The organism is Pseudomonas songnenensis (assembly GCF_003696315.1).
Taxonomy (GTDB): domain Bacteria; phylum Pseudomonadota; class Gammaproteobacteria; order Pseudomonadales; family Pseudomonadaceae; genus Stutzerimonas; species Stutzerimonas songnenensis.
In genome coordinates this window covers 16,062-29,231 of record NZ_RFFN01000005.1, presented here as the reverse complement: position 1 = coordinate 29,231, position 13,170 = coordinate 16,062, and the positions used below count along the sequence as shown (strand labels likewise).

Sequence of the window (13,170 nt, the reverse complement as noted above, 5' to 3'; positions counted from 1 at the left end):
CAATACTCCTATAAGGGGATTCAGGCCCGATTAGCCCTGAATACCGGTGATTTTGACCTCAGTGAACCACTGACGGTGGCCCTGACGCTTCATGTGGTGCTTACGACGGCGGAACTTGATGATGGTGACCTTGTCATGACGGCCTTGAGCGATCACTTCAGCGGTAACTTTTGCACCATCGACCACCGGAGCGCCGATCTTTACATCTTCGCCGTTGCCGATCAGCAGAACGCGGTCAAAAGTGACAGCTTCGCCAGTGGCAACTTCGAGTTTTTCAATCTTGAGGTATTCGCCTTCGGCGACCTTGTATTGCTTGCCGCCGGTTACGATAACTGCGTACATCTGTGTATCTCCGTTAATCCTGCTCACCCAGCGCTTTGAAAGAATGGTTAGTGGCTGGCATGGCTGCATGGGGCCGGAAGGTGACGCCCGTGCAATTGCGTAAGGCAGGGAAATGCCCAGGGGGAAGTTCAGGGTCCGCGATTGTACGCATGCGCTATCCCCCACGCAATAGCCAACTGGCGTTGCCTTGACAGTACCAGACCCGCCCCCTAGCATGCCGCGCAATCTGCGAGGAGTCCCCGATGCAACCCCAGCCTTTCTATCAAGTTGTGGCGGACGATTTTGCCGCTGTCGACGGCATCATCCGCAAGCAACTGACTTCGCGCGTTCCTCTGGTGGAAAAGATCGGGGATTACATTACCTCAGCCGGCGGCAAACGCCTGCGTCCGCTGCTGGTATTGCTCAGTGGCAGCGCGCTCGGTCATCAGGGCGATCAACTGCGCCTGCTGGCTGCCATCATCGAGTTCCTGCACACCTCCACACTGCTGCATGACGACGTCGTCGACATGTCCGGCATGCGCCGTGGCCGCTCCACCGCCAATGCGCTATGGGGCAACGCGCCCAGCGTGCTGGTTGGCGACTTTCTATATGCGCGCTCGTTCGAAATGATGGTCGAGCTGGATTCCATGCCGGTGATGCGCATCATCTCCCAGGCGACCCGAGTCATCGCCGAAGGCGAAGTGCTGCAGTTGTCGAAGGTTCGCGACGCCAGCACCACCGAAGAGATCTACATGGAAGTCATCCGCGGCAAGACCGCCATGCTCTTCGAAGCCTCGACCCACAGCGCGGCCACCCTGGCCGGCGCCAGCGAGGAGCAGCGTGAAGCGCTGCGCACATTCGGTGATCACCTCGGCATCGCTTTCCAGCTGGTTGACGACCTGCTCGACTACCAGGGCGACGCTGAAACCCTCGGCAAGAATGTTGGCGATGATCTGGCCGAAGGCAAACCCACCCTTCCGCTGATCTACACCATGCGCGAAGGCACCGCAGAACAGGCAGCCCTGGTCCGCAAGGCCATTCAGAAAGGCGGCCTAGAGGATCTGGAAAGCATCCGTGCCGCTGTCGAGGCAGCAGGCGCTCTGGACTATACCGCCAAGCTTGCCCGCAACTATGCCGAGCGCGCTATTGCCTGCCTCGAAGTGATCCCCGCCAATCAGTATCGCGACGCCCTGGTCGAGCTTTGCCGCTTCGCCGTAGCGCGCACACACTGACAATAAACCTAGCAATACCGCTGCGCCTCGGGCGCAGCCGTCAACCTCTATCGTCGATCCCCACCTCTATCCGCGCGCCGGCACTTCTTTGCGCTTGCATATTTGCAAATAACAATTATTCTCATTAACAGAATAAATTGGAGGTGCCGAATGACTTATCTGATAGATGCCTGGCTGGATCGCCCACAACCCTACCTGCGCATACTTGACCGGAATACCGGCGCGGTATGCGTCTCGCTCGACGGGGAAGCGCTGGACGAACTGCGAGAACAGGGCGATCTGGATCTACAGGAACTGAGCACGAACGAGCCCGGCGTGCTTAAGGAACAGGTACGCAACCTGTTCCTCTTCAGCTATGCCCGCGCGCTGCGGCCCTGACCACTGGAAATCCTGAGATCGGGAGGCCGCACACTGACAAGGCGGACAGGGCTTAGCAGCAGCGTGTCGTAGCCGGTTAGTCGCCGTCCACAGAAGCCAAGCCCAAGACGGACTCAGAGCACGTCCAGCAGTTCGACGTCGAACACCAGCGTGCTGTGCGGCGGGATGCTGCCGACGCCCTGAGCGCCATAGGCCAGCTCGCTCGGCACGTACAGGCGCCACTTGCTGCCGGCATTCATCAACTGCAGCGCCTCGGTCCAACCGGCGATCACGCCGCCAACCGGGAACTCGGCAGGCTGGCCACGCTGGTAGGAGCTGTCGAACACACTGCCGTCGATCAGCGTGCCATGGTAATGGGTACGCACGCTGTCCTCGCGGGACGGTTTGGCGCCTTCGCCGGTCGTCAGCACTTCGTACTGCAGCCCCGACTCCAGCACCACGACGCCTTCGCGCTTGGCGTTCTCGGCGAGGAAGGCACGGCCTTCGGCGGCAGCCGCCTCAGCCTTCTTCTGCGCCTCGGCCTGCATGCGCTCGCGAATCACCGCGAAGCTGGCGTTCAGCGCTTCCGGGCTGACCTGGCTGGCAGTGCCGGCGAAGGCATCACGAATGCCGGCGATCACTGCATCGAGGCTGACGCCCGGCGGAGGATTGTCACGCAGCTGGTCGCCCAGCTGGCGGCCAATGCCATAGCTCACACGGGTTTCGTCAGTGGACAGGTTGAGGTCGGTCATGCCGGGCTCCGAGATGAAAAAAAGGTCGGCCAGCCTAGCACAGCTCAGCCGGGTGGACGCAGCGGCCTGCAACTCCCGAACCACAACCGGTAGCAAAGGCGATTCGAGCGTCTACCCCTTCCGACTACGCCGACAGCGCTCGGAGCAATACCGCACCTCATTCCAGCAGCGCGCCCACTTCTTTCGCCAGGCAAACGGCAAGCCGCACACAACACAGCACTTGAACGGCAGCTCGCCCTTCCTTTTCACAGCGCATCACCGGCATCCAGTCGTGCCAGCAGTACCTCGCCGCGCTGCCACAACGCCTGCTGTTTGCTCTCGCTCATGCGCGCCAGATTGCGGTAGACCATGGTCATCCGCGGATTGCCCTGCAGGAGCTCACGGTGGCGCATGAGAAAGTGCCAGTACAACGCATTGAACGGACAGGCGTCATCGGTGGTGCTTTCACTGACCTTGTACGGACAATCCTGGCAGTAGTTGGGCATCCGCTTGATGTACTGGCCGCTCGCACAATAGGGCTTGGAACCGAGATAGCCGCCGTCGGCATGCAGCACCATGCCCAGCACATTGGGCAGTTCTACCCAGTCGAACGCGTCCATGTACACCGCCAGATACCAGTCGCACAGCGCGGGCGGAGCAATGCCTGCAAGCAATGCGAAATTACCGGTCACCATCAACCGCTGGATATGGTGCGCATAAGCGTGCTCCAGCGTCTGCCCGATCACCTGACGCATGCAGTTCATCCGCGTTTGCCCGTTCCAGTAGAACTCGGGCAGCGGTCTGGTATTCCCGAAAGCGTTGCGCTTTGCGTAATCGGGCATCTGTAACCAATAGATGCCGCGCACATACTCCCGCCAACCGATCAGCTGACGAATGAAGCCCTCGGCCGCGTTCAGCGCGATGCGCCCCTGCCGATAGGCCGCTTCGACGTCGTCGCACAGCCGCCGCAGGTCAAGCAGACCGACATTGAGCGCGGCACCGATGCGCGCGTGAAACAGAAATGGCTCGCCGCTGGCCATGGCGTCCTGGTAATCACCGAACGCCGCCAGGCCGAAGTCGAGGAAATGCAACCAGAGCTGCTCCGCTTCGGCGTGGGTAACCGGATAATCGAAGCCGTCGAGGCGACCGTAATGATGCGCGAAACGAGCCTGAACCAATGCCAGAACGTCACGGGTAATGCTGTCAGCTGCGAAGCGCAGCGCGATCGGGCCGTGCAAGCCGCGCGGCAATGGCTTGCGGTTGTCTGCATCGAAATTCCACACCCCGCCTTCCGGCGTTCCATCCGGTTGCAGCAGCAGGCCGGTCTTGCGACGCATCTCGCGATAGAAGAACTCCAGGCGCAACTGCCGCTTGCCATGGGCCCAGCGTGCAAACTCGCTGCGCGAACAAATGAAGCGTCGATCTTCGTGCCAGGTAACCGGCAGACCGCAGCCCTTCAACGCATGTTCGACGCGCCAATCGCCGGTCTCGGTGATATGAATCGATTGCGGCCGATGCAACCTGGCAAAGCGGGTCAGTTCACCCGCCAGTGAACCGCTGTTGGCGGGATCATCAAGCGTCACGTAATCCACCGACACCCCGCGCTGGCGCAGCGCCTCGGCGAAGTGGCGCATCGCGCTGAAGATGAAGGTGATCTTCTGCGGGTGGTGTGGCACATGGCAGGTCTCGTCGGCCACTTCGGCAAGCAAGACCCGGTCACGCACCAGATCCAGCCCCTCCAGGGCCGACAGATCAAAGCTCAGCTGATCGCCAAGCACCAGCCGCAGCGCAGTGACGTTCATCGACCGGGCGCTTCACGCCAGCCGGACGAGACGCAACAGCGAAGCGGCGTCACCACTGCGACCGCATGCCAATCGGCACACGCAGCGGCTCACGGGCGCCCTCGGCCAGACCGCACATTTCGTCATAGGGTGATTGCTGTACCAGATGGAAAGGCAGCTCGGGCACCTCTCGCAGCAGGTCGCGGGCATGCTCCACCGAGCGCAGATGCCAGACCGCGCCACGCTCGTCGATCAGACGATGGCGCTGGCCTTGCAGATAGATATCGAGAAGATAGATGCCACCCTCGAGCGAGATCAGCTCGAGGGCGTCGATACGTCCGGCGGCTGCATGAGTCGCAAGGTCTTGAAGATACATGGCAAGCTCCCGTTAAAACCGCTACAGAATATTGAACAACAAAACGATTCTGTACAGGTTTTTTGTCGACCACGAGATGATTGCTACCCTGCTGAGCCGGCAGGCAATGCGCCGCAATCAGTGCTTGGTCATCTTGTCCATGTAGCCCATGGCAAATGCGGAAACCACGAATGTCAGGTGGATGATCACGTACCACATGAGTTTGTCGCTATCGATCTGCTGCACGTCCATGAACATGCGCAGCAGATGGATGGAGGAAATCGCCACGATGGAGGCTGCGACCTTCAGCTTCAGGGAGCTGGAGTCCATCTTGCCGAGCCAGTCGAGTTTTTCCTTGCCCTCGGCCACGTCCAGCTGCGAAACGAAATTCTCGTAGCCAGAAATCATCACCATCACCAGCAACCCGCCAACCAGCGCCATGTCGATCAGTGACAGGAGCGTCAGCACCAGATCCGCTTCGCTGATCGACAGGATCATCGGCAGGATATGGAAGATTTCCTGGAAGAACTTGATCGCGAGTGCCAGCAGGGCGAACGCCAGACCGAAGTAGATGGGAGCCAGCAGCCAGCGAGCGGCGTACATGGCATTTTCGAGGATGCGCTCCATGAGGGTCTCACAGCGGAAATGACAAGGGCGCGAGTATACGCAGCCCCGCCGGACGCACCAAGGCAGGCCAAGGCGCGCAACCCGCTTGTGGATAAGACTTTCGCCAGCACCGGCAAGCAGCGCCAGCCACGCGGCACCCCGTGTAGATCAGATGCTCAGGGGCGCGATTCCCAACCCGCCAGGAAGCGGGCCTGATTGGCATTCACCCGGCGCAATTCGGCCTGCATGTGCACCTGCCAGATGGAGGGATCATCCGACTCGCAGTAGCCCTGCCCCATCAGGTTGTCCGCAATGGACGCGAGCACCGATTCAGCCATGGCAGGCCCGTGGAATGGGCCCTGGACCTTGATCGCCGTGGGCTGCCCGTCCGCCAGACCGGCAGCACAGAGCAGCGTCCACAATCCATTACCGCCGGCAAGCGGGCGTATGGCGCATTCGATTCGGGTAACCAGGCCGAGGCACTGGCGATTCAGACAAAGGTTGTGCGGCATGACGGCAGTCCTCGCGTCGGGCTGACGCGGGACATCCTGTGCGGATGTAGCGCGAGAGCCAGTTATCCCCTAAAGCTGTGGATAATCCTGTGGATGGAGGGTGGATGCCCTCCTCCACTGCAGACCTGCCGCGCGCGCTATCGTTCCGTTCAAAAACCGTGCAATGGTGCGCTCAGCTATCCCCTTCGGGGGCGGACGGCGCGTGCTCCGATGACGCTCCTGACTCGCTCTTCGCTTCCTCTTCCAGCTCGATTTCGGCGATGTCGCGCAGCCGCTCGACCACCCGGGCGTTGACACTGCCCTTGGGGAAATGACCCTGGTCGTTGGCCGCGCCGACATCCTCACCAACCAGCAGTGACAGCGCCTCGTCCACCTGTTTTACAGCATAGACGTGGAATCGCTGCTGGCGCACCGCTTCGAGCACGCGCTCGTCGAGCATCAGCGTGGTGACGTTGGCGAACGGGATGATGACGCCTTGCTCACCGGTCAATCCGCGGGCCTCGCAGAGGCGGAAGAATCCTTCGATCTTCTCGTTGACCCCGCCGACCGCCTGCACTTCGCCAAACTGATTGATCGAACCGGTGATGGCGAAGCACTGTTTGAGCGGCGTGCGCGACAGGGCCGAGATCAGCGCGCAGCATTCGCCGAGCGACGCACTGTCGCCGTCGACGTAGCCGTAGGACTGCTCCAGCGCAATGCTTGCAGAAATCTCCAGCGGAAACTCCTGGGCGTAGCGGCTGCCCAGGTAGCCGGTGAGGATCATCACCCCCTTGGAGTGGATCGGCTGACCGAGGTTGACCTCACGCTCGATATCGACAATGCCCGAACCACCTGGATAAACGGTGGCAGAGATGCGGGCCGGCATACCGAATGCCGAGTCACCGACCTCAAGCACCGTCAGCCCGTTGCACTTGCCGATCGCCGCGCCTTCGCTATCGATCAGGATCACCCCGGCCAGGATGTCCTCGAGAATCCGCGCCGATACGCGACCGGTGCGCGTGGCCTTGGCCTTCAGCGCACGCTCGATATGGCCGACATCCGTGACCTCGTCCTTGGCCAGCTGGCGGATGAAATCAGCCTCGCTGACCAGCTGGAACAGATCACCGATGCGTGCCGACAGGCGGCCCTGGTGTTCAGCCAGGCGCGCGCTATAAGTCGCCAGACGCGCAACGGCAGCGGCGGTCAGCGGCGCCATACCCTCCTCGGAAGTGCGGGTCTTCATCAATTGGGCGAACTGTTCGAGGCTGTCCTCGGCCAGCGGGATGTCCTCGTCGAAGTCGACCAGCACACGGAACATTTCCTGGAAGTCCGGATCCAGGTCCTGCAGCGTGTAGTAGAGCTGGCGCGAACCGATGATGATGACCTTCACGTGCAGCGGAATGACCTGCGGCGTCAGCGTGACGGTAGCCAGGCGGCCGAGTTCGGCCAGCGGCGACTCCATCTTCAGCTTGCGCGATTGCAGGGCACGCTTGAGCGCTTCCCAGACGAAGGGCTCGCTGAGCAGCTTTTCCGCTTCCAGCATCAGGAAACCGCCATTGGCACGATGCAGCGCACCGGGGCGCAACTGCCTATAGCTGGTATAGAGCGCGCCCTGATCGGTGTTGTACTCGATGCGGCCGAACAGGTTGTCGTAGGTCGGGTGGGGCTCGAATACCACCGGCGCACCACCATCGACCGGATGGCCAACCACCAGGCTCGGGCTGTACTGCTCTTCCAGCAGGACACGGTTCTGCGCCTCGGGGCGGTTCTCGTCCACCAGCTGCTCGACCACGGTCTTCAGCAGATTGACCTGCACCGCCTGCAGATAGGCTTCGATACCGGCATTCTCGGCATATTTTTCCGACAGGGGCGCCAGCAGCGGCTGCAAGGCCTGACTGATGGTCTCGTCGTTCAACTGGCGCAGCTGGTTGGTTGACTCGCGCTTCCACTGCGGCAGGCTGGCGAGCTCTTCGTTCAGGCGCACTTCCAGCGCGGAAATGTCCTCGTGATAACGCTCGCGTTCGGCTTCGGGCAACTGGGCGAACTCGGTTTCGTCCAGCGCCTTGCCTTCCTTCATGGGGGTGAACGCGATGTTGGTGCTGTCGCGATAGAGGGCGATCTCCTTTTCCAGCGCGAGCTTTTCGATCACATCCAGCGCCTTGTCATAGCGCTGATTGAAGCCGCGGTCGATAGCGCTCTTCTTCTGCTGGAAACTCGGATGCTCGAACACCGCCGGAAAAGTCGCCAGCAGGTTGTCGATCAGCTGATTGATATCGGCAATGAACGCAGCCGCGCCGCCGTTGGGCAACTCGAGCACCCGCGGCTCGCGGGGCTCATCGAAGTTGTTCACGTAAACCCAGTCGGAAGGCGTATCCAGTCGCTTGCCTTCGGCCTTCAGATAACGCCGCACGAAGGAAAACCGCCCGGTGCCCGGCTCGCCCATGACATATACGTTGTAGCCCGGACGCGGCATGGCGACGCCGAACTGCAACGCCTCGACTGCACGCTCCTGGCCGAGCACGCCGAGAAACGGCTCGAGCTCGGCAGTGGTATTGAAATTGAATTGGCTGGGCTCGAAGGGACGGGTCAGCGCATCGGGTGCCAGGCGCAAGCCGGCAGCGACAGTTTCAGGCATCGGGAATCCTTGCTGGAGTGGCACGCGTGGCCACGATTGATGCCGCCATTCTGGCGTTGCCTCGGTTGCACCGCAAGGCTGACGCCGTGCCGCTGCGCGCCTCGTGCAGGGGAATGCCTACCGCCGCATGTTCCATTCACCAGCACTCGACTCAGACCCGGGACACAAGTGGATACATTTGGCCGCACCTTGGCTGCCGGGGCTTCTTGATGTGGATCAAACGGTCGCTTGACATAAAAGCGCCTCCTAGAGCCAGTCAACACAAAAGGAGCTACCAGATGCGCCCGTCTCTTCCCCTATTGCTTAGCAGCCTACTTTTCACTGGCGCAGCAAGCGCCGACGAGCTGCGCGAGCGCGCCAACGCCATTTTCAAGCCGATTCCGGACAAGGTCACCGAAGTCCGCGGCCAGGCCGTCAGCGAAGATCAGGCGATGCTCGGTCACAAGCTCTGGTTCGATCCGCGTCTGTCCAGCAGCCACGTGATCAGCTGCAACACTTGCCATAACCTGAGCATCGGCGGCAGCGATAACGTGCCGACTTCCATCGGCCATGGTTGGCAGAAGGGTCCGCGCAACTCGCCCACCGTGCTCAATGCGGTATTCAACGCCGCGCAGTTCTGGGACGGTCGCGCCAAGGATCTGCAGGAACAGGCCAAGGGCCCGGTGCAGGCGAGCGTGGAAATGAACAGCACGCCCGAGCGCGTCGTCGCCACGCTCAAGAGCATTCCGGAGTACGCCGCCGAGTTCAAGAAGGCGTTCCCCAAGGACAAGGAGCCGGTCAGCTTTGACAACATGGCCTATGCGCTGGAAGCCTTCGAAGTCAGCCTGACGACGCCGAATTCGCCGTTCGACCGTTTCCTCAAGGGCGAGGACAAGGCGCTCGACGACAAGCAGAAGCAGGGCCTGGCCCTGTTCATGGATGCCGGCTGCTCGTCCTGCCACAACGGTGTGAACCTCGGTGGCCAGGGCTACTTCCCCTTCGGCGTGGTCAAGAAGCCAGGGGCGGAAGTACTGCCGACAGGTGACAAGGGGCGCTTCACGGTGACCAACACGGCAAGCGACGAGTACGTCTTCCGCGCCGCGCCGTTGCGTAACGTCGCACTGACGCCGCCTTACTTCCACAGCGGTGAGGTCTGGGAGCTCGAACAGGCGGTCGCGATCATGGGCGACAGCCAGCTGGGTCGTCAGCTCAACCAGGATGAAGTCAGCGCCATCACCGCCTTCCTGCACAGCGTGACCGGCGATCAGCCGCAAGTAGCCTACCCCGTGCTGCCTGCCAGCACAGCGACCACGCCGAAACCAGAGTGATCGCTTCGGCTACCCGGCGCGTGGCGCCGGGTAGCCATGTGGGTTGCTTTCTACGCCACGTACTCAGCTGCCCTTTTGCTCCCTGAGCAGGTCGCGTATCTCGGTCAGCAACAGTTCCTCCTTGGACGGCGCAGGGGGTGCGGAGGGGGCTTCAGCCTCCTTGCGCTTGAGGTGATTGATCGCCTTGATCGCCATGAAGATGGCAAAGGCGATGATCAGGAAATCCACCACCGTCTGGATGAACGAACCGTAGCGCAGCAGCACGGCTGGCGCATCCCCTGCGGCCTCCTTGAGCACGATTGCCAGGTCGGAAAAATCCACACCACCGATGAGCAGCCCCAGCGGCGGCATGATCACACCGTCAACGAACGACGAGACGATCTTGCCGAATGCGGCACCGATGACGATCCCCACGGCCATGTCGACCACGTTACCCCGTACGGCAAACGCCTTGAATTCGCTGATCAGACTCATATGCAGATTCCTTATGTCGGTAACAGACCCGCTCTGGATGGCCACTGGGCCACAGCATGACTGCCGTCGTAGAGCATAGGCGGCGTTGCCTAGGCAGGCCAAGACAGTAGCCTTTCATCGACCGGTTGTTGCGAATGAGGTTCGCTTGATCGCCGTCAACCGGTTCTGCGGGGATGGCGAATAAGGTAGAGGCCTTCCTGACAAACCGGAGCGGTTTCCATGCACGTCGAACATCACCCCCTGATCAAGGACTTCCCTGAGAAACGCGAGCAATTGCAAAAGCTGCGTCAGGAAGATCCGGCCTTTGCCCGCAAGGCTGAAGAATACGAAGCGCTCGACAAGCGCATCTGCCGCGTCGAAGACGGCGTCGAAACCCTCGATGACGCTGCGCTCAATGCCCTCAAGCAGGAGCGCGTCAGCATGAAGGACGACATCGCCCGCGACCTCAAGCGGGCATCGGGCAGCTGCTGCGGTGGTTGCTGCGGCTGATAGCACCGCCAGTAGAAAGAAGCCCGCCATGCGCGGGCTTTTTTCTGTCTGGCCCGCTAGAACAAGCCACCGAAGCGGAACCCCGAACCGACCCAGACGAAGGCGACAGCAGTCAGGGTGATCAGCACGATATGCAGCCCCAGTTGCGGCAACCGTTGCGCATCCAGCTTCGGAATCAATGCCAGTCGCGCGTGCGCTCCGAGCAGCGCGGTAAATCCGAGGAGCACCAGCTTGGCCTGCACCAGGTGCGCCAAAGGCGACGAGTCGAACCATTGCCCGTGGGGCAGCCAGAGACTGGCCAGCCAGAGCCCGCTGACGATCTGCACCAGCAGCGCAGGAATCCCGACGCGCTCGTAGAGTTGTTCGAACTGGCGTACCGGCTGCACATCACGGCGACGCAGGGCACCCGGCAGCACACTGAACAGCAGCACCAGATGCCCGCCAACCCAGACACTGGCACCCAGCAGGTGCAGAAACAACAGATGTCGCATGGCGCTCACTCCTGTTCGATTTGTTTACAGTCTGGCCGCTGCCTCGCCGCTTGTGGCTGATGGCGATCAAGTCAGTCGTTATCATGCGACACCACCTACCATACCCGGAGTTTCCCATGGCCAAGGCCAAGCGCATGTATGGCTGCACCGAATGCGGCTCGACCTTTCCGAAATGGGCCGGCCAGTGCGGCGATTGCGGTGCCTGGAATACCCTGGTGGAAACCCTCATCGAAGGTGCTGCGCCACCATCGGGCCGCGCTGGCTGGGCAGGCGAGCAGGCCAACATCCGGACCTTGGCCGAAGTCAGCGTCGAGGAAGTACCGCGCTTCTCCACAGCATCTGGCGAGCTGGACCGCGTGCTCGGCGGCGGCCTGGTGGACGGCTCGGTCGTGCTGATCGGTGGCGACCCAGGCATCGGCAAGTCGACCATCCTGCTGCAAACGCTCTGCGCCATAGCCCAGCATTATCCGGCGCTCTACGTGACCGGCGAGGAATCCCAGCAGCAGGTGGCGATGCGCGCCCGCCGCCTCGATCTGCCGCAAGACAGGCTCAAGGTGATGACCGAGACCTGCATCGAATCGATCATCGCCACCGCGCGGCTGGAGAAGCCCAAGGTGATGGTGATCGACTCGATCCAGACCATCTTCACCGAGCAACTGCAGTCCGCGCCGGGCGGCGTCGCCCAGGTTCGCGAGAGCGCCGCGCTGCTGGTGCGCTTCGCCAAGCAGAGCGGCACGGCGATCTTCCTCGTCGGCCACGTCACCAAGGAAGGCGCCCTCGCCGGCCCGCGGGTGCTCGAGCACATGGTCGACACGGTGCTGTATTTCGAGGGCGAGTCAGACGGTCGCCTGCGCCTGCTGCGCGCGGTGAAGAACCGCTTCGGCGCGGTCAACGAACTGGGCGTGTTCGGCATGACGGACAAGGGTCTCAAAGAGGTCACCAACCCGTCGGCGATCTTCCTCACCCGCGCTCAGGAAGCGGTACCCGGCAGTGTGGTGATGGCGACCTGGGAAGGCACGCGGCCGATGCTGGTGGAGGTGCAGGCGCTGGTCGATACCAGCCACCTGGCCAACCCGCGGCGCGTCACCCTGGGCCTGGACCAGAACCGCCTGGCCATGCTGCTGGCCGTGCTGCACCGCCATGGCAGCATTCCGACCTACGACCAGGACGTGTTCATCAACGTGGTGGGCGGCGTGAAGGTGCTGGAAACCGCGGCGGATCTGGCGCTGATGGCCGCGGTGATCTCCAGCCTGCGCAACCGGCCGCTGGATACCGATCTGCTGGTGTTCGGTGAAGTGGGCCTGTCGGGCGAGATCCGCCCGGTGCCGAGTGGCCAGGAACGCCTGAAGGAGGCCGCCAAGCACGGCTTCAAGCGCGCCATCGTGCCCAAGGGCAATGCGCCGAAGGAGGCTCCCGCCGGGCTGCAGATCATTGCAGTGACGCGCCTGGAGCAGGCGCTCGACGCATTGTTCGAATGATCGCTACTGGCCGCCGAGCGCGGCCAGCTCGCGTTCCAGCAATGCCTCGTCGCCGAGGTTGAGTTCGACCAGGCGCCGCAGATGGGCGATCGAGTCGAGATCGATATGCTGGCAGACGAAGCCGATCAGATCGCCCTCCTCATGGGTCATCGCCACCTCCATTCGCACCTCGGCATCATCGGCCAGGCGCACCCGTGCGTCGAACGGCTGTTCAGCATCGGCATCCCAGCCTTCCGGCCGGCGAACCAGCAGGCCTTTCAGCGACAGGTCATGCAGCTCGACCGGCCAGCGGCGGTCGCCCTGGACAAGCTCGGTGGCTGCGTCGAACTCGATGCGCTGGAAGCGTCGGCGCTCACTCGGGTTATCACTCATCGAAAAACACTCCGCGAAGTCTGGGTTCACTATAGGACAGCAGCGTCCCG

General features: G+C 62.0%; 16 protein-coding genes. 5 read left to right on the top strand and 11 right to left on the bottom strand.

The genetic code is table 11. The features are described 5' to 3' along the window. Positions 1 to 30: 30 nt before the first annotated feature. Positions 31 to 342, bottom strand: a complete 312-nt coding sequence (gene rplU, locus EA798_RS14110; protein ID WP_003281576.1) for a 50S ribosomal protein L21 — start codon at positions 340 to 342, stop codon at positions 31 to 33. 242 nt (positions 343 to 584) lie between these two features. On the opposite strand from rplU, the gene EA798_RS14105 reads away from it, so the two are divergent. Further along, positions 585 to 1,553 (top strand): polyprenyl synthetase family protein, encoded by a 969-nt coding sequence (locus EA798_RS14105; protein ID WP_106155789.1) that lies wholly within the window; start codon positions 585 to 587, stop codon positions 1,551 to 1,553. Between the two features lie 150 nt (positions 1,554 to 1,703). Further along, a complete protein-coding gene (locus tag EA798_RS14100; protein WP_106155790.1) occupies positions 1,704 to 1,931 on the top strand; it encodes a PA4570 family protein in 228 nt (75 codons plus the stop codon). Positions 1,932 to 2,044: 113 nt separating this feature from the next. On the opposite strand, the gene EA798_RS14095 is transcribed toward EA798_RS14100, so the two are convergent. The 7 genes from EA798_RS14095 to EA798_RS14065 all read right to left on the bottom strand — a co-directional run bounded on the left by EA798_RS14095 (position 2,045) and on the right by EA798_RS14065 (position 8,509). Further along, complete coding sequence (locus EA798_RS14095; protein WP_106155791.1) at positions 2,045 to 2,662, bottom strand: BamJ family beta-barrel-assembly machinery protein; 618 nt, start codon at positions 2,660 to 2,662, stop codon at positions 2,045 to 2,047. Positions 2,663 to 2,773: 111 nt separating this feature from the next. After that, positions 2,774 to 2,911 (bottom strand): DUF2256 domain-containing protein, encoded by a 138-nt coding sequence (locus EA798_RS14090; RefSeq protein ID WP_122099362.1) that lies wholly within the window; start codon positions 2,909 to 2,911, stop codon positions 2,774 to 2,776. Next, the gene (locus EA798_RS14085; protein WP_122099361.1) at positions 2,908 to 4,443 is read right to left on the bottom strand and encodes a cryptochrome/photolyase family protein; all 1,536 of its coding nucleotides are present in this window, start codon (positions 4,441 to 4,443) and stop codon (positions 2,908 to 2,910) included. The genes EA798_RS14090 and EA798_RS14085 overlap by 4 nt, the downstream gene beginning before the upstream one ends. 49 nt (positions 4,444 to 4,492) lie before the next feature. Beyond that, positions 4,493 to 4,798, bottom strand: coding sequence for a DUF6482 family protein (locus tag EA798_RS14080; protein WP_122099360.1), 306 nt, complete (start codon positions 4,796 to 4,798; stop codon positions 4,493 to 4,495). A 117-nt stretch (positions 4,799 to 4,915) separates the two neighbouring features. Further along, positions 4,916 to 5,404, bottom strand: coding sequence for a TIGR00645 family protein (locus tag EA798_RS14075; protein ID WP_106155795.1), 489 nt, complete (start codon positions 5,402 to 5,404; stop codon positions 4,916 to 4,918). 155 nt (positions 5,405 to 5,559) lie between these two features. Further along, a complete protein-coding gene (locus EA798_RS14070) occupies positions 5,560 to 5,895 on the bottom strand; it encodes a PA4575 family protein (protein ID WP_122099359.1) in 336 nt (111 codons plus the stop codon). Positions 5,896 to 6,067: 172 nt separating this feature from the next. Then, on the bottom strand, positions 6,068 to 8,509 hold the full coding sequence (locus EA798_RS14065; RefSeq protein ID WP_122099358.1) for a Lon protease family protein: 2,442 nt from the start codon (positions 8,507 to 8,509) through the stop codon (positions 6,068 to 6,070). Positions 8,510 to 8,787: 278 nt separating this feature from the next. Between EA798_RS14065 and EA798_RS14060 the strand changes: the two genes are divergently transcribed. Beyond that, on the top strand, positions 8,788 to 9,816 hold the full coding sequence (locus EA798_RS14060; protein ID WP_106155798.1) for a cytochrome-c peroxidase: 1,029 nt from the start codon (positions 8,788 to 8,790) through the stop codon (positions 9,814 to 9,816). 63 nt (positions 9,817 to 9,879) lie between these two features. On the opposite strand, the gene mscL is transcribed toward EA798_RS14060, so the two are convergent. Continuing rightward, positions 9,880 to 10,290 (bottom strand): large-conductance mechanosensitive channel protein MscL, encoded by a 411-nt coding sequence (gene mscL, locus EA798_RS14055; RefSeq protein WP_106155799.1) that lies wholly within the window; start codon positions 10,288 to 10,290, stop codon positions 9,880 to 9,882. Positions 10,291 to 10,509: 219 nt separating this feature from the next. On the opposite strand from mscL, the gene EA798_RS14050 reads away from it, so the two are divergent. Continuing rightward, the gene (locus tag EA798_RS14050) at positions 10,510 to 10,779 is read left to right on the top strand and encodes an HP1242/YdcH family protein (RefSeq protein WP_106155800.1); all 270 of its coding nucleotides are present in this window, start codon (positions 10,510 to 10,512) and stop codon (positions 10,777 to 10,779) included. 56 nt (positions 10,780 to 10,835) lie between these two features. Here EA798_RS14050 and EA798_RS14045 read toward each other — a convergent pair whose 3' ends face one another. Further along, positions 10,836 to 11,270 (bottom strand): CopD family protein, encoded by a 435-nt coding sequence (locus EA798_RS14045; protein WP_106155801.1) that lies wholly within the window; start codon positions 11,268 to 11,270, stop codon positions 10,836 to 10,838. A gap of 116 nt (positions 11,271 to 11,386) precedes the next feature. On the opposite strand from EA798_RS14045, the gene radA reads away from it, so the two are divergent. After that, positions 11,387 to 12,748: a DNA repair protein RadA gene (radA, locus tag EA798_RS14040; protein ID WP_122099357.1), complete on the top strand. Its 1,362-nt coding sequence runs from the start codon at positions 11,387 to 11,389 to the stop codon at positions 12,746 to 12,748. A 3-nt stretch (positions 12,749 to 12,751) separates the two neighbouring features. On the opposite strand, the gene EA798_RS14035 is transcribed toward radA, so the two are convergent. After that, positions 12,752 to 13,120, bottom strand: a complete 369-nt coding sequence (locus EA798_RS14035) for a PilZ domain-containing protein (RefSeq protein ID WP_122099356.1) — start codon at positions 13,118 to 13,120, stop codon at positions 12,752 to 12,754. Positions 13,121 to 13,170 lie beyond the last annotated feature (50 nt).

Bases quoted from the DNA above. Each gene is read 5' to 3' on its own strand.
- rplU (WP_003281576.1), bottom strand. From the start codon at position 342: ATGTACGCAGTTATCGTAACCGGCGGCAAGCAATACAAGGTCGCCGAA.
- EA798_RS14105 (WP_106155789.1), top strand. From the start codon at position 585: ATGCAACCCCAGCCTTTCTATCAAGTTGTGGCGGACGATTTTGCCGCT.
- EA798_RS14100 (WP_106155790.1), top strand. From the start codon at position 1,704: ATGACTTATCTGATAGATGCCTGGCTGGATCGCCCACAACCCTACCTG.
- EA798_RS14095 (WP_106155791.1), bottom strand. From the start codon at position 2,662: ATGACCGACCTCAACCTGTCCACTGACGAAACCCGTGTGAGCTATGGC.
- EA798_RS14085 (WP_122099361.1), bottom strand. From the start codon at position 4,443: ATGAACGTCACTGCGCTGCGGCTGGTGCTTGGCGATCAGCTGAGCTTT.
- EA798_RS14080 (WP_122099360.1), bottom strand. From the start codon at position 4,798: ATGTATCTTCAAGACCTTGCGACTCATGCAGCCGCCGGACGTATCGAC.
- EA798_RS14075 (WP_106155795.1), bottom strand. From the start codon at position 5,404: ATGGAGCGCATCCTCGAAAATGCCATGTACGCCGCTCGCTGGCTGCTG.
- EA798_RS14070 (WP_122099359.1), bottom strand. From the start codon at position 5,895: ATGCCGCACAACCTTTGTCTGAATCGCCAGTGCCTCGGCCTGGTTACC.
- EA798_RS14065 (WP_122099358.1), bottom strand. From the start codon at position 8,509: ATGCCTGAAACTGTCGCTGCCGGCTTGCGCCTGGCACCCGATGCGCTG.
- EA798_RS14060 (WP_106155798.1), top strand. From the start codon at position 8,788: ATGCGCCCGTCTCTTCCCCTATTGCTTAGCAGCCTACTTTTCACTGGC.
- mscL (WP_106155799.1), bottom strand. From the start codon at position 10,290: ATGAGTCTGATCAGCGAATTCAAGGCGTTTGCCGTACGGGGTAACGTG.
- EA798_RS14050 (WP_106155800.1), top strand. From the start codon at position 10,510: ATGCACGTCGAACATCACCCCCTGATCAAGGACTTCCCTGAGAAACGC.
- EA798_RS14045 (WP_106155801.1), bottom strand. From the start codon at position 11,270: ATGCGACATCTGTTGTTTCTGCACCTGCTGGGTGCCAGTGTCTGGGTT.
- radA (WP_122099357.1), top strand. From the start codon at position 11,387: ATGGCCAAGGCCAAGCGCATGTATGGCTGCACCGAATGCGGCTCGACC.
- EA798_RS14035 (WP_122099356.1), bottom strand. From the start codon at position 13,120: ATGAGTGATAACCCGAGTGAGCGCCGACGCTTCCAGCGCATCGAGTTC.